Raw genomic sequence first — 26,339 nt, forward strand, 5'->3', positions numbered from 1 at the left:
ATTTGAATGGTTGCCCGAGTGGGCAGGAATTGATGATCTCCCTATTGAATTAGGTATGTGGAAAAAAACTCCTAAGTGAGGTTATGTTTTGGATGTTGTTTCCATAATGTGTAGGGAGGTCATTGTATTATGCTGCAGCATGGGGATAAGATCGTTATCATTGGAGATTCCATAACGGATTGTGAGCGGGCTAGACCGTATGGGGAAGGATTATTCGGAGCCAATGGCAAAGGATACGTATCCATGTTCGATGCACTAGTTCAGACGGAGCATCCTGAGATGGGAATTCGCATCGTGAATATGGGCATTAGTGGGAATACAGTGGTTGATTTAGAGCGTAGATGGGAGACAGATGTCGAACAATTGGAGCCGGACGGACTTGTTATTTGTATTGGAATTAATGATGTCTGGCGTCAATACGATATGCCCTTCGTGTCGGAGCAGCATGTAGGTTCAGATCAATATTATGACACCTTGAATCGTCTCGTTGAACGATCCAAGCCGAATGTACGCTGGATTGCGTTAATGACACCCTATTATATTGAACCGAACCAAGAAGATGCGATGCGCCGAACGATGAATGAATACGGTCGAATTGTTAAGGAGATCGCGAATGAGCATGGTACATTATTTGTAGATACACAGCAGGTCATGGATAAGCTGCTGGAGCATTTCTATCCGGCTACACTGGCATGGGATCGCGTTCATCCGAGCGCGGTTGGACATATGGCTCTAGCCAAAGCTCTGTATCAGGCATGTTTTGCGGAGTAATCCTCATGGCAACAGGAAGCCTACATGATTCTTCAGGTAAGATCACTGGGCCTTCCTGTCGCATTTTCCCTCATAGACAGTCTTTAAACTTCCACATAGTTAAACATGCTTGTTGAGAAGAGGGATAAACCGCTGTTCGTGCAAACGCTTACATTGAGAGCTTTCCAAATTCGATATTTCTAGCGAATAGGAGGGGAATTGATGTCTGTAATAGGTAGTCAGCCCGCAATGAAAAACATGTGGATTGGCAGAAGCATTGAGGAGTTCTCATCAAAGGGTGTCGTATTTTTTCACTCAAAGTTTGAATTTCCAGAGGCTCTCCCTTGCAAATTGTATCGGATCGACCACACTCACGGCAATTTGCATGAGCATACCCATGATTATTTTCAAATTTGGTATGTCGTGAAGGGAGGGATCATGCATTCTTATCTCGGGAGACGTCACAAAATGCTCGCGGGAAGTGTATGCATCGTGCCTCCGTTTGCGGTACACGGTGTGGAATGGATTCCGGGACGACAGACGGAAGTCATTGGCTGCGAGTTCTTACCTTATTATATCAATGAGCGCTTTACCCAGCCTGAGCTCCAGAGTAATTTCATGGACTATCAGTATTTGCATCCTGTGCTAAGTGAAGGGGGAAGGAAGCCAACTTTAATGTCTCTCTCCGGTGAAGAAGAACGACATGTGAGGACGATTCTGGAGGAGATGCAGAGGGAGTTCCGGATGAAGACAGCTCATTACGGGCTTGTTTTAAAGGCGAATTTGCTGAAGCTTCTCGTTTTGTTGAGCCGGGGAAGTGAAGACAATGACACGAGAACAGTCGTGCAGGTAAAGAAGGAGGAAGATCGTATAAATAAGCACCGAGAGGCTGTTCAAGTCTCTCTTGATTATGTGCATAAGCATTTTCATGAGGATATTCGTCTGGAGCAGATTTGCCGGCTTGCATCACTATCCAAGACCTATTTCTGTGATGTGTTTAAATCCTACACAGGCAAGTCATTTAACGAATATTTGAATGATTTCCGCATGCGTCAGGCAAGCGAGATGCTGCTGACAAGAGATACTACAGTAGCAGAGGTATGTCGGGCTGTCGGATTTCGCGATTTAACGCATTTTTCAAGGATGTTCAAACGGTGGACGGGAATCCCTCCTTCTCATTATCGCAAGAAGAGCCGCTAAATATAACGATTACTTATGATTCATATACAGGAACCGGCGACACGTTCTTGTTGCCGGTTGTATATTTCGCAGCCTGTTCATAAGTTATTCTTATTTATTCGGTAGGTATACAGTATAATGGAGGTACAGTATGTAAACGCAATCCTCCATATTCCATCTTGATTGTGCTGGACGATACTGTATGCGATATAGTGATGAAAAGGGATGATGCGAATTTGTGGACGACGGATATGATTATTTTCTTATTTGGTTCTTTACTTCTAGCGGGAGTGATTAGTGCCAAATTCTCGAATCGATTCAATGTGCCTTCACTTGTATTGTTTATTATTGTAGGGATGGCATTGAATCCTCTCATTTATTACGATAATGCGAAGTTAACGCAGCTATTCGGGATTTTGGCTCTGATCATTATATTGTTCGATGGAGGAATGCAGACAAGCTGGCGTGACATTCGGCCTGTCATTGGCGGATCTGTATCGCTTGCAACCATCGGTGTAATGATTACTGCTACGGTTTTTGGTGTGTGTTCGGTATTTATCTTAGGAATTGATTGGAAAGAGGGCATGCTGATCGGTGCGATTGTCGGCTCTACGGATGCCGCAGCCGTGTTCGCAGTTCTCGGAAGCCAGAATGTGAAGAAGCGATTGACCTCCACCTTAGAGGCGGAATCAGGAACGAATGACCCGATGGCCGTCTTCTTGACGATATCATTCATTGAATGGATTCAGATTCCGGATCTTTCCGTATGGGAAATGCTGTTCTCATTTGTATGGCAAATGGGACTTGGACTTGGCTTAGGACTGCTCGCAGGCTGGTTCATCGTTCAAGTATTGAATCGAATTGCCCTTGATACATCTGGCATGTACCCTATACTTGCAATCGGATTCGCGATCCTAACTTATAGCGGTGTTGGTCTGCTGAAGGGCAGCGGCTTCTTAGCTGTATACGTGATGGCACTTGTCATCGGCAATTCCGATTTGCAATATCGTTTTACGATTGTAAGATTCAATGAGGGCTTCGCCTGGCTGATGCAGATCATGATGTTCATCCTTCTTGGACTTCTCGTGTTCCCGCTTCAACTGCTAGAGATTACATGGCAAGGTCTGGTGCTGTCAATTCTTCTCATGTTCGTCGCAAGACCGCTCGGTGTATTCATTAGCTTGATGTATAGTAAGTTTACAGGTAAGGAGAAGACGCTTATTGCTTGGGCAGGGTTAAAAGGTGCGGTGCCTATTGTTATGGCGACATATCCTATGATTGCAGGCTTAGAGCATGGACAATTGTTCTTCAATATTGTATTCTTTATTGTTCTGACGTCTGCCCTTATTCAAGGGGCTACCATTTCTCCGCTTGCGAAGCGGCTTGGATTGGCTGGCGAACCAGGCGGGCAGCAGGTACATGCGCTTGAGCTGGTGTCGGTCGGGAAGACGAACATGGACTTGGTGAAGAAAACGATTGAGCCTGGTGCTTGTATAGAGAACAGCTACTTGCATCAATTAAGATTGCCGGATGACACCTTGATTACAGCTATAATTCGTGGGGAAGAGATGATTGCGCCCAAAGGAACCACGCAGTTATTGGCAGGAGATGTGGCTTATGTACTCGTTGCCAAAAATCAAAGGGATGAAATAAGAAGATTGTTCACCGAGCAGATCCAAGATAGTCAATGTACGGTGACAAGTGGCAGTGCCGCGGATCGAGACCAGACAACTGTAGACACCCAATCAGACACAGAGAATCAACCGATAGTGAGCTCGACAGAACGTACGGTTGCGGAGAATAAGTGGCAAGGAAAAGACTAATGTATTCATGCAGGGGAAGGCACCATGATGAACACACCATGATGAGTTAGTACGATACAATGACTTTCAAGGGGGAAGTGGAATCGTATGCTAGGATTGGAGAAGCACACATACCGAATTCGCAAAATTGCGATGGAATGGAAGCGGGATGATAAGACGTTGCGTGGCTTGATTACTCTGCCTGTTACGGAACAACCTGTAGCAGCAGTTGTAATGAGTCATGGATTTACAGGGCATATGCTGGAGGGCAGAGGCTTCTTTCGACGGCTTAGTGAACAGTTGGCACAGGCTGGTGTCGCCGCGATTCGCTTTGACTTCGCAGGCAGCGGTGAGAGTGATGGAACGTTTGAAGAAATGACGCTGTCAACTGAGCTGGCGGATGCATTAACTGTATTTCAAGCCGTGCGTTGTATGGAAGGCATTGATTCGAATCGTGTCAGCTTACTGGGCTTCAGTATGGGGGGAGCGGTATCGCTTCTGGCAGCTTCACAGCTGGGAGAAGAGGTGCATCGCTTAGTGGGGCTTTGCCCTGCTGCCAATATCTTTGATATTGTAGCTAGAGAGGCGGCCGGTTCACGATTCAAGCAGCTGTTGGAAGAAGGGCGTATGGACATGAATGGCTTCATCGTAGGCCAAGGATTGCTGGATGATACGGCACAGCATGATATGTATGCTGCTGCATCTCGTATCCACTGTCCAACGTTGTTCGTTCATGGGACGGCTGACGGCGCTGTTCCCCCTTATATTTCTTATCGATTGGCAGCTGCGATGGATGGGCGTGCTAACATTACGTGGATTGATGGTTCTGATCATGTATTTTCGTTGTCTGAGCATTCGAAGAAAGTCTGTGAGGCGGTTGTGAAATTTTTAGCAGATAAGTAGCAAAAAGTTATGTCGTAGGGGACGAAAAAAGAAGTGATTGATGTGATCTATCTCCTTTTATTGGTATGAGCAATGCTGCACAATAGATTCAGGTATGGCGTCTATGCATTGGCGTATACGTCATGCAATGTGCCCGTCCATCTGCCCCCCAACTCCAGGTAGGGCGGGACACTTTGCGCCATTTACGCATCTGCTTGCGAGCGGGTGCGTTTTGTTCTTTCTAGAGGCTTTGCTGCAGAGCATACAGTTTGAATAATAAAAAAATGAGGAAAATGTTTCATAATACTATTGTGAAATAGGACTAATTAACCGATATTAGTAGTAGTGCGTAAAAGTACAGCGAGGTTAAGAGAAGAAAGGTGAAGGCAAATAGATGAAGTATGAGAAATTGAATGAAGAGTTTAAGCATGTTGGCTACAGTCCGTACCGTTATGTTCATATTGTGGATGTAACGACAGAAGCAGTTGATTTTGATCACCGTGAGAAAGAACGTCTCGATCAATTAGTAATTGGGTCAGAAGAACCAATGACTGAAGAACAGTTGAAGGAAGATGCACGCGCTAAGTTGATGGAAGAGCATCCAGATTTCCAGTTTTTCCGTGAGGTACAGGTGGCGAAATTGGATGTAGTGAAGTGCTTTGATCTAGAACTGTAGTAGAGACGAGAAGGAAGCAGCGTTTGTGAATTTGGATGCTAAGTTCTCCCCTTAGGTGTGTTTTATGCAGCGGGTACGATGCCGCACGTAAGGGGACGAGCTTTCTAAATAGCAGCACAGGTACCTATAGCGATAAGGAGATGAATCGGTTGTTCAAGGGGCTTAAGAGAGTACAGGGGACGACATCACGGAAAGTGGATTGGAAATCACTCGTTTCATCCGTATTTCAGAATCCATCTCGTTCCGTGGGAACGAAGTTATTTCTTGTATTTGTAATCAGCATTATTGTGTTCGTTTTTAGTGTTGGCATGATTTCGTATCTATTCTCCAAGAATGCAATTGAAGATCAAGCATCCAAGTCCAATTATCAGACTATGATCCAAGCAGCGCAAAAAATTGATCTTCAGCTGACCCAGTTCAACAATATGACGATGCAGATTATGTTCGATCCAAACCTGACTGCTTCGCTCAAAACCTTGAAGGACAATCAGCTTAGCGCTTATGAAAAGATTCAATCTACGGAAGCGATTACGAAAACGCTTCAAACCTACAGTGTTGGCAATCCATTAATTGAGAACATTTATTTGATCCCAATTGATCCCAAGCGCAATACGATGGCTGCACTTGGCATTCGGAGTAAGCTGGACGATTTGCGCAAGCAACCATGGTTTGAAGAAGCAACGAAGAGCAATGGACAATCCATTTGGGTAGATACAATGCCGAAAGGTGTTGATAAGGCGCCGGAGCCTACATTCGGTATTGCAAGACCAATGCGTGATTTGAATTCTGGGATGGCTGAATACATCGTTCTAATGGAAATTAGACTGGCTACTTTCCAGAAGTCGCTCGATGGGATTAATCTAGGTGAGGGATCTACCGTTCAAGTGGTGAATCGTGCGGGTCATTTTATTTATACCGAGGAAGATGGGAAGTTGACCAAAGAAGCTCCGAAGTGGCTTCTGCCGGAAGTTGAGGAGGGCAATACTAGTGCGATTAGCGGAAGCGGGAAGATAAGCTCTGATTCCGATGGCGAGATGCTCCTGGTCTATGATCAGATGCCATCGAGCCGATGGCTGCTAGTTGGAGCAGTTCCTGTAGCTGAACTGGTGAAGGAAGCCAAGTCCATCTTGACACTTACATTCATCTCTATGCTGGCTGCTGCTGTCATCGCAGTCGTAATCGGCTGGTTGGTGATTCAATGGGTAGCGACTCCACTCGTGAAGCTGCGGAATCTCATGAATGAGGGTGCACAGGGCAATCTGGCAGTACGTGCAGTTCCTAAGTCTAAGGATGAGATTGGCCAGCTTGCGAATGGATTCAATACGATGATGGAACAGATTACGAATCTCGTGAAGAGCACAGATGCAAGCGCTCGTGCCGTCTTAGATACAGCTTCTTACTTGTCTGAAGCTTCACGCAGTACTGCAATTTCTGCGAAGGAAATTGCGATTGCCACAGAGGAAATTGCGAAGGGAGCCACTTCGCTGGCGGTAGAGGCTGAGCGAGGTCACGATCTCACGCACAGCATGGCTTCGCAAATGTCGAAGGTCATAGATGCCAACGGACAAATGGATCATTCGGTTCAGGCGGTTGCCGAATCGAGCACACTTGGTGCATCGAACATGACTTCCTTAATGAGTCGCACGACTTCCACCGGTGATATGATGCGCTCGCTTGCGACGAAGGTCAATACACTGAGTGACAGTACACAATCGATTCGCAAAATTTTGGATGTCCTTCATAACATGACGAAGCAAACGAATATTCTGTCCCTCAATGCAACCATTGAGGCTGCGCGTGCAGGAACTGCAGGCAAGGGCTTCATGGTCGTTGCAGATGAAATTCGGAACCTTGCTGATCAATCAAGACAGTCCATCGATATTGTGGGGCAAATTACTGAGAAGATTCAGCTAGAGATTACGGAGACCGTAACAGCGTTGTCAGAAGCATTCCCTCTCTTCCAGAAACAAGCGGAAGCTGTGCAGGAGACAGATGTCATCTTCTCAACGGTACAGCAGCAGATGGATGGCATGATTCAGCAGCTTGGAAATGTGACAGGCTCCATTGGGCGTCTAAATGAGGCACAGTCCATTCTGGTAGAAGCGATGAGCAATGTAAGTGCGGTTGCGGAAGAGGCATCTGCTACTTCCGAAGAGGTTGCATCGTTAAGCACGGAACAGTTGAATGTATCGAACCGCTTAGTCGAGCTGTCTCAGCAGCTTGAAGATGTATCCTCGAATCTGAAGGAAACCTTATCTCAATTCAAATATTAGTACCGATAGAGAAAGCCCGTATCTCCAACGAGAGATACGGGCTCCTGTATGATCGGCGACTTTAAACCATCTATATAGTAGAATGGCAGCAGCTATTTTTCTTGATTTTCTGATTTAACGATTTAATTCGATTTCGCCTACCTGAGTAGAAATCAATAAAGATGGGCTCTTCGTATTGGCTGCCCCAATATGGCCTTTAACTTTCTTCGATACGATCATATTGGATGTACTTGCCCCGTCCAACTCGACATTATTAGTGATACTTCCCATATTAGTGGACAGCTCTACAGCCAGTGACTCCAGCTTCTCCGGCAAATCAAATGTTATCTTGCCAAACTCAGTATGAAGCTTAGTGCTCTCCATTCCCATTACATTGGAGGATGAAATATCGCTCGCACTGCCGTTGACAACTAGATGGCTAGGATACAGCCCAGACTCGGATTCAAGTGAGAGTTTTCCAAAATCATTGTTAATCTCTAAAGTGTCGTAATCCTTGACTGGAACTCGGACAATTAGTGATGGCGGAGAATCTGTATTTATGAAACTTTTTTGTTTAGAATGCAATTTAATCGTCAGCGTATTATCGTTTATTGTGCCGCTCACATCTGTCTCCATTGACCTGGATGTTCCATCTATTAGCTCATATTGTGCTTGACTTAATTGATGATCTCCGATAACGGTAATGTGGGCAGCTGTACTTAGAATACGGATCGTATGTATTTGGTTAACATCAAATTGTTTTTTCTTTGGATTGCTAGTTGATATTTTGCTCAATGCAGTTGAACCTTTTTCAGATATAGCTGAAGAAGATACTTCTGTGACGCTTGTATTCGATGCTCCTGTGGTTGCATGATCCGAAGCACACCCTGCCAAACTTATACTTGCTGTGGATAAGAGAATACATGCAAATTTGGTGTATCTCATTGTTCGTCTTCCTTTCAAATCGTAGTGTAATTACAAGTGGGAACTATGTAAACAAGACATGCTTCATGTTACCTGATTAAGGAACATTTGGTAACGGACTTCGGTCTGTTCACGTCCTAGACTTATGTCTAGAATGGAGAGGCTAGACTTGTATCGACATATTTGACAATGACCGGAGATTGGTTGTAACGATTTAATTAGGAAAAATATGTTGAAAATTGGATGGTATTATGATACTGTTGAAATAACTTCACACAATAATGTACGGAAGCACCGTCATGAAACGAAGCATCAATATTGATGCCCGTTTAATGGCGGTGTTTTTTTATGTCCATATTGAATTGCGGGGCGTTCTAATCCGTGAAGTTGAAAGGGGGGAGTGGGATTAACAGATGGGATATTGTAGTGGCACATCCGCAGAAGCGCATTTTAGACGGATACACGGATTATTGGAAGCAATCGACCTATGCTGAGAAGCTTCACCTTCGTGTATTTACTCAGGCGGATACGCTTGGTCACTATTTGCGTTTGAAGCCAGGCATACATGTTCTAGTCGCGGCACCTGAGCTGCTTGGGACACTCTCTTCATCCGATGTGAGAGGAATAATCGTGATCGCATTATCCGCAGAGAAGTCTGAACAACTGACAGGGGCCGACTTCCCTTGTAGGATAGAGAATCCATATCAGCCCATTCCGCAACTGTTCCAATCCATCATTGAATATTGTGAATCGGAAAATGCCTCCGAAGGGGACAAGCGGAGCAACACAGCGTGCCGTATCGTTGGCATTACTTCAACCTCAGGCGGAGCAGGGAAGTCAACAACGGCATTTCATTTATCAGCTGCGGCTGCTCAATCAGGTCTTCGACCCTTCCTTCTGAATGTAGATCCGATCCAAGAATACAGTTTGCTGCTACAAGAAGCGATCGAACAGAACGAAAATCAGAGCAACTTAGCACAATTATTTTACTACTTGAAGAAGGCTCAGGGAGGGCCGGGGAGTGAGCTGCTGTCCTTAGAGCCATATATGCTGAGTGTTCCTGCAATAGGAGCGCGAATGCTCCATCCGAAGCAGTTAGCAGAGGAATGGAAGTGGATGGATGCCAGTATGCTGCGATTATTGTTGAATACGCTTCGGAGCAGTGGGCAGTACGACTTGATTATTGTGGAGGGCGCGCATTTTCACTCTCCATTCGAAGCGGTATGGGATGTGGCAGATCAGGTAATGTGGCTGCTCCTAGATGATATGGCCTATATACAGAAGACGAAGCTGTTGCTGCAGCAGTGGGCGCTTGCGGAAGAGTCTGTTGTGCGTCATCGAAGCAAGCTCATTCGGATGGGTGTGAATCGTTATATGGGGACGATGCTCAATTCATGGCAGCAGCGTGATGCTCCGATCTCAGGATATCTGCCTTACATACCGGCCTGGAAGCAAATTTATCGATTTGATCAATGGCTTCAATCGAGTGTATTCCGCTCAACCTTGGAGGAATGGGCAGGTTCAGAGTTGGGATTATTCAGCGGAGCGCGGTAAGGGGTGAGTCGATGGTACATGAGGACGAGGGGTTCCAGCTGAAGCCTTCTGGGACAGAGTCTAATCTGATGTCGCTTGATGAATTGTATCTTACAATTCGGCAGCAGGTGCGCGAGAGTATGGAATGGGGGGAACCGTTATCTGATGAAGCATTAACAGAGAGGATCGAACAAGCGTTGTTTGCGTTTTCGAAGGCGATGAAATTGACCTCGGCAGATCTTCGAATGGTAGTACGGAGAGTTTTTTATTCTTTCCGTGGTCTTGATGCGCTTCAGCCGCTCGTTGATGATCCCGAAATTACGGAGATTATGGTGAACAGTCATCGGGAATTGTTCGTTGAACGTCAAGGACATATGGAGAAATTAAATCATACCTTCGAAAGCGAGGAGAAGCTGGAGGACATTATTCAGGCGATCGTCTCTCAAGTAAATCGTACGGTGAATGAGTCTTCACCAATCGTCGATGCGAGATTGCGAGATGGATCAAGGGTTCATGTTGTTCTGCCCCCAATTGCGCTTAAGGGACCCACGGTAACGATTCGGAAGTTTCCTTCTAAGCCGCTTCATTTGGAGGATCTCATACGATACGGCGCGATGAGTGAAGAGGCGGCACAAATTCTGCAGACGCTGGTAAGGGCGAAGTACAATTTGTTCATCAGTGGTGGAACTGGATCGGGCAAGACGACGTTCTTGAACGCTTTGTCTCAGTTCATTCCATCTGATGAACGGGTGATTACAATTGAGGATGCAGCAGAGCTGCAAATTCATTCAGTGCCGAATCTGGTGTCATTGGAAACGCGCAATGCGAATTCGGAAGGAAAGGGAGCCATAGCCATGCGTGACCTTATTCGAGCTTCGCTTCGGATGCGGCCAAACCGCATTATAGTGGGAGAGGTGCGTGGTGCTGAGGCTTTGGATATGCTTCAGGCAATGAATACGGGCCATGATGGTTCTTTATCTACGGGTCATTCCAATGGGCCCAAAGATATGGTGAGTCGCTTGGAAACGATGGTATTGAGTGGGGCTTCGCTGCCGGTTGTCGTCGTTAGACAGCAGATTGCCTCCGCAATTGATGTCATTGTTCATTTGGCAAGGATGCGAGATGGATCCCGCAAAGTGCAGGAGATTGCAGAAGTAATTGGATTTGCAGAAGGTGAAGTGAAGCTGTCGAGCCTGTATCAATTCGTGGAACACGGGCAGGAAGGCGGCAAAATTCTAGGAGGCCTTGATAAGCGCGATACGTTGCAGCATGTGGACAAACTGCGAATGGCGGGGCTGACGCTGCCTCAAGCAGAAGGGGGCGCGGACGATGAAGGGATCGAAGATCAAGACTGAAGCTGGACTGCCTCGCTACGATGTATATCAATTGAACCACAAGGAGCAGCTATTGGCGATCTTTGTTGGATGTTCTGTAATGGCAGGAATCGGATATCTATTCTACCAGCATTGGATCGGGATGTTCCTGCTGTCAGTCATTGGGGTTCGATTTACCCAGATTCGGCAGCGGACACTGCTGGAACGAAAGCGGTCACAATTGACCCAGCAGTTCAAGCAGACCTTGTATTCTTTGTCTTCTGCACTAGGTGCAGGGCGATCAATGGAGAATGCTTTCCGTGAGGCTGCACAGGATTTGAGGCTGCTCTATCCCGGAACTGATGTGGATATGATTCGGGAGCTTCGTATTTTGTCGTTGCGAATGGAGAATGGCGAGCCAGTGGAACGAGCCATGATGGACTTCAGTGAGCGGGCCCAGCAGGACGATATCGCGAATTTTGCAGATGTGTTTGTTACTTGCAAGCGGACAGGCGGGGATTTCATTGAAGTGGTGCGCAGAACTTCCTCCGTTATTGGAGAGAAGATGGATATTATGCAGGAGATAGAAGTATTAGTCGCACAGAAGAAGCTGGAGATGAAAGCGATGATGGCTGCTCCATTTTTGTTTCTAGCTTTTCTCAATATGACCTCGCCTGATTTTATGACGCCGTTATATGAAGGAGTCGGCAGAGTGATTGCAACAGCTGCCTTGATTGTGTTGTCCATTGGGATCTTGCTAATTCGCAAATTAATGGATATTAGAGTGTAGTAATATCGTTTATGCATTATAGCAGGGAGGAGGTTGGTAAATGCTGCCCTCATGGATGTGGGGATTGGCATGCCTGCTTGTAATAGTGATTTATGCTGTGATGAATCAAGTAGGAAAGGCCCGCTATGCGGAATTACTTGCCTCGATCCAGTCGGAAGTAAAGACAGCGAAATGGCTTCCAGCACCTCTGATGTGGCTGGAACGATTACAACCAACACTTGATACGCATCCTGCACTGGTTCAGTTGAGGCAGTCGCTTATGCAAATGCACGGTCCAGCCCTGTCCCATACGATGTATCGCGCACTTCTGGCGGAGATGGGATTGTATGTATTTGCGGGCGTCGTAGCTGGATGTATTCTCCCTGCTGTGACGGACGGAAGTTTCGCCAACATGGCTGGAGGGATGATGCTCGGTATCGTTCTGCCGCTAGTACGCGGGAAGGAGGTTGTCGGTAAAGCGGAACGCAGACGTCAGGATATTCAGCTGGAGCTCCCCGAATTGATTAATAAGCTGAATCTGCTCGTACAAGCGGGAGAGACAGTTCCCAAGGCTCTTGCAACTTGCATTGAGCGGAAGAAGTCGGAGAACGAGCACCCATTATACATCGAGCTATTCCGAATGATGTCAGATGTACAGAATGGTTATTCTTTTGCTCAGGCCATGGAGCTGCTGGCGAAGCGCTGCACGATGCAGGAAGTTTCGATGTTCGTCACGACGGTGCTGATTAATCAGCGGCGTGGAGGAGAGACATTTGTGCTTGCGATGGCGGATTTGAGCCGACAGCTGTGGGATAAGCGCAAGGCGGTGGCTCGCAAGCGAGGCGAAGAGGTATCTACCAAGCTGGTGTTTCCGATGATGCTTATGTTCCTCGTTGTACTAGTTGTCGTAGGAGCTCCTGCATTGTTAATGATGCAAGGGTGAGGAATAAGCAATTTCACTTATGATGTAATTCAATTGAAGGAGGATCAAGATATGAATTCACTTTGGAAACGGTTATGGACGGAAGAAGATGGGCTTGGCATGGTAGAACTGGTCATTATCATTGCAGTTATTGTAGTTTTAGCGATTGCTTTTAGGGAGCAAATCAAAGGATTTCTGACAAGGCTGTTCACGAAAGTAGATAAACAGACGGATGAAATTTTTAAATAGTATTTGTAAGTAATAATTGGAGGTAATAGAGGAGGGCTACAAGCTGCATAAAAAGCTACGTAAATGGTGGAAACGGCTTGCCTCCGAAGATGGGGCCTACACCGTTGAAGCGAGTATAATCTTTCCGGTTGTTTTCTATTGCTGCTTAGCAATGCTCTTCTTCGCCATGCTGATGTTCCAGTATGTTATGTCATCACATGCTGCTACGTTAGCGGCGGAACGGGGGGCGGCGTTCTGGGACAACAGCTATAAAGATGCAACCAGGGGATCTTACCCTGTAGGAAAACATGATGGTCTGTACTGGCGGATGCTGGATGATTATATGCTGGATCGTTTGCTTGGTGTTGTGACAGGCAGTGTGACCAACGAAGTATCACTGCCGGTCAGTAGTGACTCTGAGTCTCTGCCGGAGAAGAAGCTGATACGGGCAGGAAGACTGCTGCCTCCGGTATTCCATGGAGAGATGAAATTCGACAATATTGCAATTGAACGGAAGGTGACCGTCTCACTCGAACGGCCATTGTATCAAACGGCATTCGAACGTTTAACTAGACGTCGTGTATCTGGAGAAGGAGGAGCATCTGCTGCAGTCGTAGAGCCTGTAGAATTTATTCGTTCCGTAGAATTTGCGAGGTACATGTCAACGAAGCTGGCTCAATGGAATAAGAAGGGGATATCGAATGAACAAGCTGCAGATACAATCAAGCGTGCGGCGAAATAGCAAAGCCAATGATGTAGCGATGTCTCATACATGCGGAGGTGCTGGAAATGATGGGGGACGAGAGTAATGCCCGAATACGGCGGAATTTGTGGAAAGAAATTCGAGGTTCCGTGTCCGTCCTGCTCATTTTCATAGTAGCTGCAATCTTTTTATTTACAAGTGTACTGATTGACTACGCACGAATTGCTGCTGCTGAATGGAGGGCAGAGGTACTCGCTCAGACTGGAATTCGCTCCGTCATGTCCTCCTATGAACCGGCACTGCAGCAACGGTATCAATTGTTTGCTTATGGGAAGAGCGATCCTGCTTTCATAATGGATGAAGTGATGCGGGATCAGGCTGAGCTTAAGGCGACGGGGGTCTTTCCCTGGGTGCCTGTGCTGCTTGATAGTCATACTACCTCGATCACTAGGGAACTTGGTCGATATGACGAACTCGAGCGGCAAATCTTAGAGGAGATGAAGTATAAAGCTCCTGTTCAATTTGCCTTCGATTTGTCCAGCAAGTTGAAGCCGATGTCCAAAGTGATGAAGGAGGCAGCGCAGACGACAGAACTGTTATCCAAGCTGCAGAAGCTAGTTGATAAGCGCGATAAGGAAATAGCCTCTGCCTTCAAGCTCCAGAAGTCGCTTCGCAATTATGCGGCGCGTTCTGATCTTTCTAGTCGGATTGCAACGGGAGAAAGTGATATTATGCGCGACAGCTCGCTTGGTTCAATTGGAAGTGCAGCGGATGTGGGAGCTCAATATGCAGACTATGTACATAAGATTCGTCTGGATTCGAATCGCGGTAAGGATGAGGACAAGCAGTATGAGAATGAAACGGATGACTATGAATCCGATTCATGGGATATATCGCATAGGCTGACATCTACAACATCTAGTTTGCTGGATAAACATCGCATCGGATTGAACACAGCTCTGTCGCATATAGAGAAAGCCCGTCAATTTAATGAGGATATGAAGCGTGTCATTCAAGAGGTACGCGCAAGCTCGAACTATAACGGTTATGACCGAGTTGGACAATCTAGCGAGCAGAGTGAAGGGACAATGGATGAATCGGACCAGATGTCAGATTCGATTAAGCGCATTAATGAAGCTGCTGATGACATAGTGCTGCCAGACGACTTCCTTACCGAATGGAAGCAGGAAATGGAAGAACAGCATCGGAGTATGGAACAAGTAAATGATGCAGCAAACCGCGTTCAATCGATGGTCAGTCAAATCGTCGGGAGAAGCATATCCGCTTATAACTTGAAAACTTCGATCCTCAGTCTGTGGAGGCAGTGGGAGCAATATGCAAAAGATTATATTGGCAGCTCGAATGTGATAGATGCTAGAGAACAGCGATTTGAACAGGGCCGATCTACAGAGAAGGAACGCAAGCAGAAAGAGAAGGAAGCGAATAGAAAGCTCGGGAAAGCGGCAGACTTATTGTCCTCATTGAAGAAGCTGAATGATCAATTGAAGGAGCATGAACAGCTGTTTCAAGAAGTGAAAGAGAAGGCTAATGTAATTGCTGCATTTAATGAACATGAATCCAGTGAGGAGTCGGCAGTTGACCAAGAACGTGACGATGCGGTAGAAGAGGGGAAGGAGTCTATGGACGCTGTTACCTCTATCTATGATAGCATTGCTAACGGATTTAGCATGTTAAGAGATCGTTTATACCGTGATGAGTATGCGTTTCTCTATTTCAACACCTATGACCCTACGAAATTGAAATCGATACTTACTTCAGAGCAGTCTGCGGAAGAACTGATAAACTCCTTATCCATACAAAATCAAGAAGTGGAGTACCTATTGTATGGTCTTCATAATCCAGCAGGCAATGTGGCTGCAGCGTTGGGGGAGATCTTTGCTATGCGGCTTGCCATTCGTACAATGGAGGGCTTTATCGAATGTGCGAACTTGAGACATCCGCTGCTTATATTAGTAGCAGCTATTATTTATGGGATTGAACAGGCAGTTCAGGATTTGGTTCTTCTTGCTACGCAAGACAAAGTGCCAATTTCGAAATACTTGCCTTCCGTCACATTGTCTTACTCGGATCACTTGCGATTATTTATGCTCGTCCATGGCAGTCGGGAAGGAATGTTGAAGCGAATGCTCGCACTCATTCATCAAAATACAGGTGTCGACCCCACGACAAGAGGTACCTATGGCGAGACGGAGCTGCGAATAAGCACACCGTTGTGGTTTCTACCCGGGGTTATGAAGTGGATTGGACAAACCGGCATATTGGGCGGTGAAGTCGAGAATGGAAGATACTATGCAACAAAGACATCCGTGTTCTCCTACTAGTGGCAAGTTACTAGCTCGGGCAAGGGGCTGGTTCATACGATGCGGCAATTGGCTCCGTCGCTATATGGGGGACGGTAGAGCCAGCATCACAGTCGAAGCTGCGCTAATGCTGCCTATGGTGCTGCTTTGTTTTTGTTTTTTGTATATATGATTTACGCTTCTGTCATTACGACATCCTTGCAATCTGCTGCGACGAATACGGTGAAGCAGATTGCCGCTCATATGTATCCCATCGAACTGATGACGAAGAAGGTTGGAGCGGAAGCAGGGGACAACAACAGTCCTTGGCTCCGCAAGCCGCCGGCAATCGCTCTGAAAATGACAGCACGTCATTTCGCCGAGCGCTTCAGCAATACTTTGCCACCTCCATTGAATCAATGGGCATCCGAACATGTGGTGGACTGGGCGGAGAAGCGAGCGGAAGCGGCGGGGGAATGGGGCCAAGCGCGAGTCGGAGAAGTCTTGATAAAGCCTTTGTTCGTCCGTTACGGGATTCAAGGGACACTTAGAGAAGATCGGATCCGGATCACACATGTGAAGCTGCCGGATATTGTGGAGAAGGAAGACCCATATATCGCAATTGAAGTGGAATATGATCTGCCGATGCGTGTGCCGTTCTTATATAAGACGATCAGGATCGCTGCAAGAGCATCTGAGAGAGTTTGGATTGGGGATGGTCCGCAGCCCGGCTCAGCCAATAAAGGCACGGAAGAGAAAGGTGCGCCACCCGCTTTTGTTAGTTTGGAACCGGAACCGCTATTGCCAGGCCGCAAGGCCAAGTTAACAGCGAAGGCTAAGCCGCATGAAAAAGTCGAACTCGTAATCTTCTATAAAAGCGGCAAGAGCCAAGCGAGGCACATCGGTTGGGCAGAAGCGGATGCCGATGGGAATATAAGCTGGCTATGGCATGTCTCAGGCAATACAACCTCAGGTACGTGGAGATTAGTTATGAATACGGGAGACGGAAGAAGTGCGGAAAGGCAATTTATCGTAAAGTGATCTGGAGTCATACCACATGGGAGAAGGGGGCTGCCAAATGATGTGGTCGAGTTGGCTATGTGGGATATTGCTAGTGGCTGCGTTCACCACGGATTTGCGTACTCGTAAAATACCAAATTATTTAACGGTCTCAATAGTACTTGCTGCTCTAACTGGATATTGCGCTGTAAGTGGATGGGACGGATTGCTGTTCAGTCTATTCGGAGCGGGCTGTGGGTTTGGGATCATGCTTGTTCTATTCTTGCTGCGTGCGGTCGGGGCAGGGGATGTGAAGTTGTTTGCAGCGATTGGCGCCAGCATGGGAGCTAATTTTGCATGGGAGACGTTTATCTATGCCATTATCTATGGGGGACTGATTGCAGCAGGGATTATGCTGTTCGGGCATGGGGGAAGGTGGAGGCGCATCGGGATCGCAATCATTCAATTTTTTTGGCTTCGCTCCGTAACACCCTTGAAACAGCTAACCTTGAACCAAGCGACCTTTCCATTTATGTGGGCAGTACTGCCTGCAGCGGCAACCGTTTATTGGACTCAAATATGCATATAGGGGGTGATGAGGAGCGATGTATGGTTACCGGTCGGATTTCATCCACGAGGGTAAGATGAGGATGCTCCTTACGAGAGAACCAGCGGTTCATTCCAATGACTTGGATACCTATCAAGTGAATATGCTGCGATTTAACGAAGTTCCTCATTTGCTTCCAATAGGAATTAGGGAAATCGATTTTGAGGTCACGTTTTTGTACGATATTAGTGGTAAAAAAATGCTGGAGCAGGTTCTGCGTTCATTACAGATTACTGCAATTCAATATTTTGAATGGATGATCCAACTGGTCAATGTGTTGGAAGGATGCCGTGCATATATGCTGCATCCGAATCAGATTCTGCTACATGAGCGTTTTATTTATGTAGATGGGCACTCTTGGAATAGCGGCCTTTATACAGCGTACATTCCAACAGAAGAACCATTGCACCCGCAAGCGGGGTTAGAGGGATTGAAGCGATTAGGCATTTTGCTCTCCTCCCATGTGAGCCATTGGGATGGGGATGGCTTTCAGCGTCTTGTTCAGTTGTTGTCACAGGAAGGGACGACCCTGGCAGATGTACGAGGCTTGCTGCAATCCTTAATTGTGGGCACGGCAAGCGGCGCTTCTGCGAACCGAAATCAATCTGGACGAGGGCAGTTTTTCCCGGGGAGCGGTGAAAGGGATGAGCGTGAACCTAAGCAGCAGGTTGCTTATGGACAAGCTGGCTTGCACAATGAGCAGGGGAAGAACAGTTGGAATTCGACGGCGAAGCCTTTTGCAGATGGGCAAGAGCAAATACCTGTTACATCTGCTGCATCAATTTCGAATCCTGCCATGGGTGGATATGATCGAGAGCATAGCACCCATTCGGGCACAGATACGGCTAACGAAGCAATAACACCGATACCCAAGAAGTATACCTTGGTAACCTCGGTTGTCGTAATTGCAGCAGCCGGATTAGGCTGGAAGTTCGGATATATGTCTCAACCTACATCGGAGGTATTCACTTACACTGTCATTTGGAACATTGCTGTCATAGCACTGGGAGCGATGTATTTAACAGGGATTCCCAGCATGTGGTGGAGCAAACGATTCTCTCGGAAGAAGGACAGCCGAGTTAGTGCTGATGAACAGGATTTCCAACCAAGCTCCAGCCATGGGTGGAATAATCCGAATAGGCTTCCCGACTTTTTGTCTATGGAGTTGTCACATCTCCCTCATCCTGCAGATGCGAGGGATGCACACAGCAGTCATGCAAAAGGGGGCCAGCAGCATAAGGAATTCGTTCCCTCTTCCCCGACATGGACTAGGGAGTCATCAGGAGGTTATATGAATGGGCAAATAGCCCCTCAAGCAACAGTCTCAAGTTCCGATATCGCGGGAATAGGGCAGCAACAGGGGATTGGCATGCCGGCTAGTGCTTCTCAATTGGGGCCACAATCCTTCGACAATAAGCTGCGATCACGGTCGGTAGATGGGACGAGTCAAGCTCCGATTATGTCAACGGCTGAGCGCTATTATGCTGCTTTAACCGAACATACGGTAATGCTAAACCCTTCGAGCACTGATGCAACGGTAATGCTTGGAGAAATGGAAGAGCAAGGGGAAGGTTTGCAGCAGGAACCATATCTGCAGCAGCTCGATGAAGCGGGAATAACTGTGGTGGGAACTCATCCACTCCGTGGATTTCCATTCATAATAGGGCGTGCTGAGCAAGGGGTGAGTCATCGAAATGATAGCATGGGGGTATCCAAGCACCATTGTGAATTGATTCGCACGTCAGAGGGCAACTTAGAGCTTCGGGATTTGGGATCGAGAAATGGAACGGAGCTGCAGGGTGAACTGTTGATTCCCTACAAGCTGTACCCGTTGAAGGATGGGGATAAGCTCGCAGTTGCTCGTTCGCAGTATATCTTCCGAGCTGGTTAGAAGGGTCAGATAGTGTGTCTGACCCTCTTTGTTATGTCATGCCGTTCTTACTGAGTAACTAAGGTCAATCATGTGAAGGATTCAAATATATACATCAGTTAAATCTAAGATTTACATCTACAACATTGCGTTTCATGTAAGTACAGTCGCACTCCCATTCGAAATGATAATCAGATGCTTTCTGATCATCGGGATGTAGTGCGATTTCTCCCCGAATTACGCAGCTCAGTTAGCGCCTTCTCCAGCGTTCCATAATGGAAGGTGAAGCCATGCTCCAGAGCTTTAGCGGGATAGACACGCTGCCCTTCCAGCAATAGTGAGGACATTTCCCCGAATAGAAATTTGAAGGCTATAGCAGGAACGGGCATCCAATGGCGACGATGATATACTCGAGCAAGCGTTCTGCCGAAGTCGTCGTTCGTTACGGATTCGGGGGAAGAGGCGTTGACAACTCCCTCAATCGAGTCTTGCAGGACAAAATCAATAAGCCGAACCATGTCCGCAATATGTATCCAAGATAAAGGCTGCTTCCCAGAGCCTATTCGTCCTCCAACGCCCAGTAAATACGGCAGCTTCATCATTGGATATGCCCCACCTTCATTGGCGAGCACTGGCGCAATCCGCAACTTGACGCAGCGCGCGGCTGGAACATGATCTGCAGCATCCTCCCATTGGTAGATGACATCGGTCAAGAAGTCATCTCCACCCGCATTGCTCATCTCATCGAATGTCCCTGTCTCGGAAGGCCCATAAATAGAGATGCCTGAGGCGCTAATATAGATGGGGAGCTTGCGGGACAGCTTGCCCGCCCATATCGCAATTCTTCTTGCAGGAACGATCCGTGACGAGAGGATGCGATTCCTTGCGATATTCGTCCATCGCTGATTAATCGTCTCGCCCGCCAGATTTACAACGGCGTCCACGTTATGGCAATGCTCAGGGCAATGGGCAAGCTCTGACCAGCTAATAGCTTGAATGGAACTTCGTCCCTTATAGGCATGTAACTTCGCTGGAGAGCGGGTAACAACAATGAGCTCATGTCCTTCTTGAAGCCAGAAGTCAACCAGAGCTCTGCCGATTAATCCTGTCCCGCCGCAAATCATCACTTTCACGTCTTATCCCTCCTAACACGTTAATGGAATGGATAGAACTAAGATGTGATTGTACTTGATTATGATTTTTGTGTAGGCGCATTCATTTCTGCTGTTGGGAAAAGGGCTTGGATTATTTGTTAAGCAAATGCTTATATGGCGTATAATCGATTCCATTATTGTCGAGAAATTTAACGAGGCTTCGATAGTCTCGCTTGGGTGTGGCCATGATGTAGCCTTGAATGCAATGATCTTGCGTTACTTCTGCCGCACCGCTCTCACAGGCTACCTGCCCGATCTTGGCTGCGATCGAATGACGTGCAATATCACGGAAGGGGGTTGGAACTGGCTCAACAAGCTTTTCAAGAAATGCTTTGGAGTCATCAGTCCATAGGCTCCGGCTTTGCTCAACCCAGTAATTTTGCCAATCGAGCTTCGATTTCCCGTCATTCATCGGAAGTACTTTCATAAACTTGCGGAACATGAAGTAGCCGCCAATCGCCATGAAGCCTAAGAGGACGAATGTCCAAAATGCGATGGAATTCATAAACCAACGGCCGGGGCCATCGACAGCCATTGGGAAAAGGGTGGACGAGCTAAGCATAATTTCTCACCTCATGTGTTTTGGTACTTTTTACTAAGATGCTTACATCGAATTATACCCCATTCCTAGCATTATTTCGATAATCCTTGTAGAATAAGGGGAAATGATTTTGAAAGGAGCAATTACATGTTGAAAATTGGATCACACGTTTCGTTTTCCGATAAAGGGCTGTTGACTGCTACAAAGGAAGCTTTGTCTTACGGGTCAAGCTCATTCATGATATATACTGGGGCGCCGCAGAATACGCGTCGTAAGCCGATTGAATCGCTATATATTGAAGAGGGCAAGGAATTGATGGAGAAGCACGGCATCGGTGAAATTGTGGTGCATGCGCCGTATATTATTAACCTTGGATCGTACAAGCCGGATACGTTTGAGCTGGCCGTTAATTTCCTCCAGGAAGAAATTCGCCGCACAGACTGCATCGGTGTGAAAAATATCGTTCTTCACCCAGGTGCTTATACCGACAAAGATGCTGAGTTCGGCATCAACCGGATCGCAGAGGGCTTGAACGAGGTACTGAGCAATACGAAAGATACGGACGTCAATATCGCTCTGGAGACGATGGCCGGTAAAGGGACAGAGATTGGCCGGAGCTTCGAGGAAATTGCCTCGATTATTGAGAAGGTTGAGGATAATCATCGCCTAACTGTATGTTTTGACACATGCCATACTCATGATGCGGGTTACGATCTCATCAATGATCTTGATGGTGTATTAGAGCATTTCGATCGTACTGTTGGACTGAATCGTATCGCCGTTGTTCATATTAATGATAGCAAAAATCCACTTGGAGCCGGTAAAGACCGCCATGCACCAATCGGTGCAGGAATGCTTGGCTTTGAAGCGATTCAACGCCTCGTGCATCATGAAGGGGTTGCTGGCCGTCCATTTATTCTGGAGACACCGTGGATCGGGAAGGACGCGAAGAAGCAGCGTCCGATGTATGAAGCGGAAATCGCCCTTCTACGCGGTGATGTAGACAAGCGTTTCGGTGCAAGCTTTATCCCTGATGTGGAGCGCCTTGAGCATTTCTTCAAAGAGCAGGATGTATCCCCTCGTGATTACGTATTGACGACATGGGATGTTATCAAGAAGGATGCAAAAGCAAGAAAGGCAGATCCGCGCGAGCCGATGGAACGTCTCTATGATATGGTTGCTGAAGCCAACCTGTTCCCTGAATTGAATGAGGAAGAGATTAATCAGCGTCTGACTGTTTGCTTGGCTGGACAAGCTGCTTGGAAATAAGCTGCTATTTAACTTGTACGCGAGATTAAGTCGCTGCAGAAGCCAAGCATCCGAAGGATACAAGTAGGTTGTACGTGTAATTTAGGAATGAATGAAGATAGCATGGGATACAGTTGGAATCATAATGGGGAATCTATGTAAGATTTGCAGAAAGCAACGCTAATTCATGGAGGAGAAACAAAGATGACGCACCAACACACGATGGTTCATGCCCTTCAGCAGGCTGGGGAACAAGCCCGCAATCGCGCACGGATGTTAATTTCTTGCCCGGACCGAGCTGGTATCGTCTCTGCTGTATCTAAATTTCTATATGAACATGGAGCGAATATTGTCCAGTCCGATCAATATACAATGGATCCAGAGGGCGGCATGTTCTTCATGCGCATTGAATTCGACATGGAGCAGCTTGATGAGAAGCTGCCGCAGCTGCAGGTTGAATTCGAGTCTATTGGCTCGGAATTCAAGATGCAGTGGAGAATTTCTTGCGTGAGCAAGAAGAAGCGAATTGCAATCTTTGTCTCGAAAGAGGATCATTGTCTAGTTGAGTTGCTGTGGCAATGGCAAGCAGGCGATCTCGATGCTGAAATCGCGATGGTGGTGAGCAATCACCCGGATATGCGTGAATATGTAGAGTCCTTCGGAATTCCGTATGTTCATATTCCAGTAACATCAGGCAACAAGTCAGAGGCTGAACGCCAACAGCTTGAAGCAGTTGAAGGCAAGGCTGACCTGATCGTATTAGCTCGCTATATGCAAATTATTTCGCCGAAGTTTATTGAGAAATATCCGAATCGAATTATTAATATTCATCATTCGTTCCTACCGGCATTTGTTGGCGGCAAGCCGTATCAACAGGCTTACACCCGCGGCGTGAAGCTGATTGGAGCAACAGGCCATTATGTAACGGAGGAGCTTGATGGCGGGCCGATCATCGAACAAGACGTTCAGCGCGTAACGCATCGTGCGGATGTGGATGAACTGAAGCGTATCGGCAGAACGATTGAGCGTGTCGTCCTTGCTCGTGCTGTGCATTGGCATATTGAGGATCGAATCCTCGTTTATCAGAACAAAACGGTTGTGTTTAATTAAAATGATGGTATACTGGCTGTCTCCGGCTTGCAGTTGAATCTGCGGCTGGAACAGCTTTATTTAATTGCTCTGGTTAGGGAATGAACATCACTATATAATCCCGCTGTTAAGTTGAGCATGAAGTTCGGTTATACTAGATCTTGATATCCATAGCTTTTCACACGTTAAAGTAGCATCGAATGGGCTAGTAATGGTACAATGAATGCAAAATAGAGCACAGCGTACAAGCTTGGTAGTTACGCAATTTCATTTGTTCTGTATAGCTTTCAGCTTGTGATGAGTAGGGACAAGGAGGAAATCAGCAATGACTGCAAACCAAATGAATATTGACGCGCTATCGGTGGCAGCGATTCGAACACTTGCCATTGATGCGATTGAAAAAGCGAAATCCGGTCACCCGGGCATGCCAATGGGTGCTGCTCCAATGGGATACCATCTGTTTGCGAAGGCGATGACGCACAATCCGACCAATCCAACATGGATTAACCGCGACCGTTTCGTTCTTTCCGCTGGACATGGTTCCATGCTGCTGTACAGCCTTCTTCACCTCAGCGGATATGACCTTCCTATGGAAGAAATCAAGAATTTCCGCCAATGGGGAAGCAAAACTCCAGGTCATCCGGAGTTCGGGCATACAGCTGGTGTAGATGCAACGACAGGTCCACTCGGACAAGGGATTGCAATGGCTGTAGGTATGGCTATGGCAGAAGCACAACTGGGTGCAACATATAATCGTGACGGCTATTCCGTTGTCGATCATCATACGTTTGTTATTTGTGGTGATGGAGATATGATGGAAGGTGTTGCTAGTGAAGCAGCATCGCTTGCAGGTCACTTGAAATTAGGTAAATTAGTCGTATTATACGATTCGAACGATATTACGTTGGATGGCGAATCCGGTCTGTCCTTCAGCGAGAACGTGCGTCAGCGCTACGAGGCTTATGGCTGGAACACGCTGCTTGTTGAAGACGGCAACGATCTTGCTGCAATTGCGCAAGCGGTTGAGAAGTCGAAGCAGGATTCCAGCAAGCCGACATTGATCGAAGTGAAGACCGTAATCGGATACGGAAGCCCGAACAAGCAAGGCAAGGGCGGACATGGAGGTACACACGGTTCTCCACTCGGCGCTGATGAGGCGAAGCTGACGAAGGAATTCTATAAGTGGGGACACGAGGACTTCTTCGTACCTGAAGAGGTATACAACCACTTCGATACAAATGTGAAGCAGAAGGGCATTCAGGCGAACGAAGAGTGGAATAAGATGTTCCAAGCTTATCAAGCTGCTTACCCTGAGCTTGCGAAGCAATTCGAAACTGCAATTAGCGGACAGCTTCCTGAGGGATGGGATAAGGATCTTCCGGCATATGCAGCAGGAGACAAAGCATTGTCCACCCGCGTCGCATCTGGAAATGCCTTGAACGGTCTTGCGAAGAACGTTCCGAACCTGACAGGCGGTTCTGCTGACTTGGAAAGCTCCACAATGACACACCTGAATGATCTGACTGCGTTCCGTCCGGGTCAATACGACGGCCGCAACATTTACTTCGGTGTGCGTGAATTTGCAATGGCGGCGGCAATGAACGGTATGGCATTGCATAGTGGTGTGAAGGTGTTCGGTGGTACGTTCTTCGTATTTACGGATTACCTGCGGCCTGCTGTTCGCTTGTCTGCATTGATGGGATTACCAGTCACATATGTATTGACGCATGACAGTATTGCAGTTGGGGAAGACGGCCCTACTCATGAGCCTATCGAACAGCTTGCGTCTGTACGTATCATCCCGAACGTAACAGTAATCCGTCCAGCAGATGCGAATGAGACATCCGCTGCATGGGCATACACATTACAGAACCAATCTAACCCAGTCGTGCTTGTGCTTACACGTCAGAACCTGCCTATCTTGGAAGGCGGCGTAGCAGCTTCCCGCGAAGGTGTTGCTCGCGGAGCTTATGTTGTGTCCGATGCGAAAGACGGCAAGCCTCAAGCGCAAATCATTGCGACAGGCTCTGAAGTTCAATTGGCGATTCGCGCTCAAGAAGCATTGGCTGAAGAGGGCATTCAAGTACGTGTTGTCAGCATGCCAAGCTGGGATCTGTTCGAGAAGCAATCGAAGGAGTATAAAGACTCCGTATTGCTTCCAGATGTGAAGGCTCGTCTTGCAATCGAGATGGCTTCACCATTTGGTTGGGAACGTTATGTAGGAGACCAAGGCGACATCATTGGTATCTCCACATTTGGCGCTTCCGCTCCTGGAGACCGTGTCATCAGCGAGTACGGCTTCACCGTTGAAAACGTAGTGAGTCGTGTAAAGGCATTGCTGTAATACACGAAACGAATGCAGCAAATCACTGAATAGGGGAAGATTCGATTCACTCCTATTTAGGTGCAAATAAGAATAAGTGCGTTCTCTAGCCGATTCAGGCGAGGGGGCTCGGCAATGAACAAGGCCGCTTAACGGGTACCAGAGATGGAAGTCCCCTGTTGTAGCGGCCTTGTTCGTGTTGTGATCTATTTTATCTGTAAATATCATCCTAATATTGGGTCTGAACTGATATAATAAAATTTATATATTAAATC

General features: G+C 47.1%; 22 protein-coding genes. 19 read left to right on the forward strand and 3 right to left on the reverse strand.

Translation table 11 applies throughout. The features are described 5' to 3' along the window. Nucleotides 1-126: 126 nt before the first annotated feature. From BP95_RS0106390 to BP95_RS0106415, 6 genes are all read left to right on the forward strand, one after another. Nucleotides 127-771 (forward strand): SGNH/GDSL hydrolase family protein, encoded by a 645-nt coding sequence (locus tag BP95_RS0106390; RefSeq protein ID WP_028531682.1) that lies wholly within the window; start codon nucleotides 127-129, stop codon nucleotides 769-771. Between the two features lie 201 nt (nucleotides 772-972). Next, complete coding sequence (locus BP95_RS0106395; RefSeq protein WP_051614014.1) at nucleotides 973-1,950, forward strand: AraC family transcriptional regulator; 978 nt, start codon at nucleotides 973-975, stop codon at nucleotides 1,948-1,950. Between the two features lie 194 nt (nucleotides 1,951-2,144). Further along, nucleotides 2,145-3,752: a potassium/proton antiporter gene (locus BP95_RS29780; protein ID WP_231515056.1), complete on the forward strand. Its 1,608-nt coding sequence runs from the start codon at nucleotides 2,145-2,147 to the stop codon at nucleotides 3,750-3,752. A gap of 87 nt (nucleotides 3,753-3,839) precedes the next feature. Further along, the gene (locus BP95_RS0106405) at nucleotides 3,840-4,634 is read left to right on the forward strand and encodes an alpha/beta hydrolase family protein (protein ID WP_021256393.1); all 795 of its coding nucleotides are present in this window, start codon (nucleotides 3,840-3,842) and stop codon (nucleotides 4,632-4,634) included. 373 nt (nucleotides 4,635-5,007) lie between these two features. After that, on the forward strand, nucleotides 5,008-5,289 hold the full coding sequence (locus BP95_RS0106410; RefSeq protein WP_021256392.1) for a hypothetical protein: 282 nt from the start codon (nucleotides 5,008-5,010) through the stop codon (nucleotides 5,287-5,289). 149 nt (nucleotides 5,290-5,438) lie between these two features. Then, nucleotides 5,439-7,562, forward strand: a complete 2,124-nt coding sequence (locus BP95_RS0106415; RefSeq protein ID WP_021256391.1) for a methyl-accepting chemotaxis protein — start codon at nucleotides 5,439-5,441, stop codon at nucleotides 7,560-7,562. 114 nt (nucleotides 7,563-7,676) lie between these two features. Here the strand turns inward: BP95_RS0106415 and BP95_RS0106420 are convergent, their stop codons facing one another. Continuing rightward, entirely contained in the window at nucleotides 7,677-8,486 is an 810-nt protein-coding gene (locus BP95_RS0106420) for a DUF4097 family beta strand repeat-containing protein (RefSeq protein WP_036666793.1), read from the reverse strand. 360 nt (nucleotides 8,487-8,846) lie between these two features. Here BP95_RS0106420 and BP95_RS0106425 point away from each other — a divergent pair, with 360 nt between their 5' ends. The 10 genes from BP95_RS0106425 to BP95_RS0106470 all read left to right on the forward strand — a co-directional run bounded on the left by BP95_RS0106425 (nucleotide 8,847) and on the right by BP95_RS0106470 (nucleotide 19,730). Next, a complete protein-coding gene (locus tag BP95_RS0106425; protein ID WP_231515057.1) occupies nucleotides 8,847-10,019 on the forward strand; it encodes a nucleotide-binding protein in 1,173 nt (390 codons plus the stop codon). 68 nt (nucleotides 10,020-10,087) lie between these two features. Next, nucleotides 10,088-11,353 (forward strand): TadA family conjugal transfer-associated ATPase, encoded by a 1,266-nt coding sequence (locus BP95_RS29785; RefSeq protein WP_051614017.1) that lies wholly within the window; start codon nucleotides 10,088-10,090, stop codon nucleotides 11,351-11,353. Then, entirely contained in the window at nucleotides 11,328-12,101 is a 774-nt protein-coding gene (locus BP95_RS0106435) for a type II secretion system F family protein (protein ID WP_028531687.1), read from the forward strand. The genes BP95_RS29785 and BP95_RS0106435 overlap by 26 nt, the downstream gene beginning before the upstream one ends. A gap of 40 nt (nucleotides 12,102-12,141) precedes the next feature. Then, nucleotides 12,142-13,023, forward strand: a complete 882-nt coding sequence (locus BP95_RS0106440; RefSeq protein ID WP_051614015.1) for a type II secretion system F family protein — start codon at nucleotides 12,142-12,144, stop codon at nucleotides 13,021-13,023. 51 nt (nucleotides 13,024-13,074) lie between these two features. Continuing rightward, nucleotides 13,075-13,251: a Flp1 family type IVb pilin gene (locus BP95_RS0106445; protein WP_021256385.1), complete on the forward strand. Its 177-nt coding sequence runs from the start codon at nucleotides 13,075-13,077 to the stop codon at nucleotides 13,249-13,251. Nucleotides 13,252-13,267: 16 nt separating this feature from the next. Further along, nucleotides 13,268-13,972, forward strand: coding sequence for a TadE/TadG family type IV pilus assembly protein (locus BP95_RS0106450; RefSeq protein WP_231515058.1), 705 nt, complete (start codon nucleotides 13,268-13,270; stop codon nucleotides 13,970-13,972). A gap of 47 nt (nucleotides 13,973-14,019) precedes the next feature. Further along, nucleotides 14,020-16,275 carry an acyl-CoA cholesterol acyltransferase gene (locus tag BP95_RS0106455; protein ID WP_231515059.1) on the forward strand — a complete coding sequence of 752 codons (2,256 nt, stop codon included), beginning with the start codon at nucleotides 14,020-14,022 and terminating at the stop codon, nucleotides 16,273-16,275. 132 nt (nucleotides 16,276-16,407) lie between these two features. Continuing rightward, complete coding sequence (locus BP95_RS0106460; protein WP_231515060.1) at nucleotides 16,408-17,274, forward strand: peptidase associated/transthyretin-like domain-containing protein; 867 nt, start codon at nucleotides 16,408-16,410, stop codon at nucleotides 17,272-17,274. A 37-nt stretch (nucleotides 17,275-17,311) separates the two neighbouring features. Then, a complete protein-coding gene (locus BP95_RS0106465; protein WP_028531693.1) occupies nucleotides 17,312-17,821 on the forward strand; it encodes an A24 family peptidase in 510 nt (169 codons plus the stop codon). A gap of 61 nt (nucleotides 17,822-17,882) precedes the next feature. Continuing rightward, complete coding sequence (locus tag BP95_RS0106470) at nucleotides 17,883-19,730, forward strand: DUF6382 domain-containing protein (RefSeq protein WP_197035279.1); 1,848 nt, start codon at nucleotides 17,883-17,885, stop codon at nucleotides 19,728-19,730. Between the two features lie 185 nt (nucleotides 19,731-19,915). Here BP95_RS0106470 and BP95_RS0106475 read toward each other — a convergent pair whose 3' ends face one another. After that, entirely contained in the window at nucleotides 19,916-20,842 is a 927-nt protein-coding gene (locus BP95_RS0106475; RefSeq protein WP_028531695.1) for a TIGR01777 family oxidoreductase, read from the reverse strand. A 112-nt stretch (nucleotides 20,843-20,954) separates the two neighbouring features. After that, nucleotides 20,955-21,425, reverse strand: a complete 471-nt coding sequence (locus BP95_RS0106480) for a DUF2621 domain-containing protein (RefSeq protein ID WP_021256378.1) — start codon at nucleotides 21,423-21,425, stop codon at nucleotides 20,955-20,957. 126 nt (nucleotides 21,426-21,551) lie between these two features. On the opposite strand from BP95_RS0106480, the gene BP95_RS0106485 reads away from it, so the two are divergent. The 3 genes from BP95_RS0106485 to tkt all read left to right on the forward strand — a co-directional run bounded on the left by BP95_RS0106485 (nucleotide 21,552) and on the right by tkt (nucleotide 26,085). Next, nucleotides 21,552-22,673 (forward strand): deoxyribonuclease IV, encoded by a 1,122-nt coding sequence (locus tag BP95_RS0106485; protein WP_028531696.1) that lies wholly within the window; start codon nucleotides 21,552-21,554, stop codon nucleotides 22,671-22,673. Nucleotides 22,674-22,856: 183 nt separating this feature from the next. Next, entirely contained in the window at nucleotides 22,857-23,762 is a 906-nt protein-coding gene (gene purU, locus BP95_RS0106490; RefSeq protein ID WP_021256376.1) for a formyltetrahydrofolate deformylase, read from the forward strand. Between the two features lie 304 nt (nucleotides 23,763-24,066). Next, complete coding sequence (gene tkt, locus BP95_RS0106495) at nucleotides 24,067-26,085, forward strand: transketolase (RefSeq protein WP_028531697.1); 2,019 nt, start codon at nucleotides 24,067-24,069, stop codon at nucleotides 26,083-26,085. Nucleotides 26,086-26,339: the final 254 nt, after the last annotated feature.

It is taken from the genome of Paenibacillus sp. UNC217MF (assembly GCF_000686865.1).
GTDB classification, from domain to species: Bacteria; Bacillota; Bacilli; order Paenibacillales; family Paenibacillaceae; genus Paenibacillus_B; species Paenibacillus_B suaedae.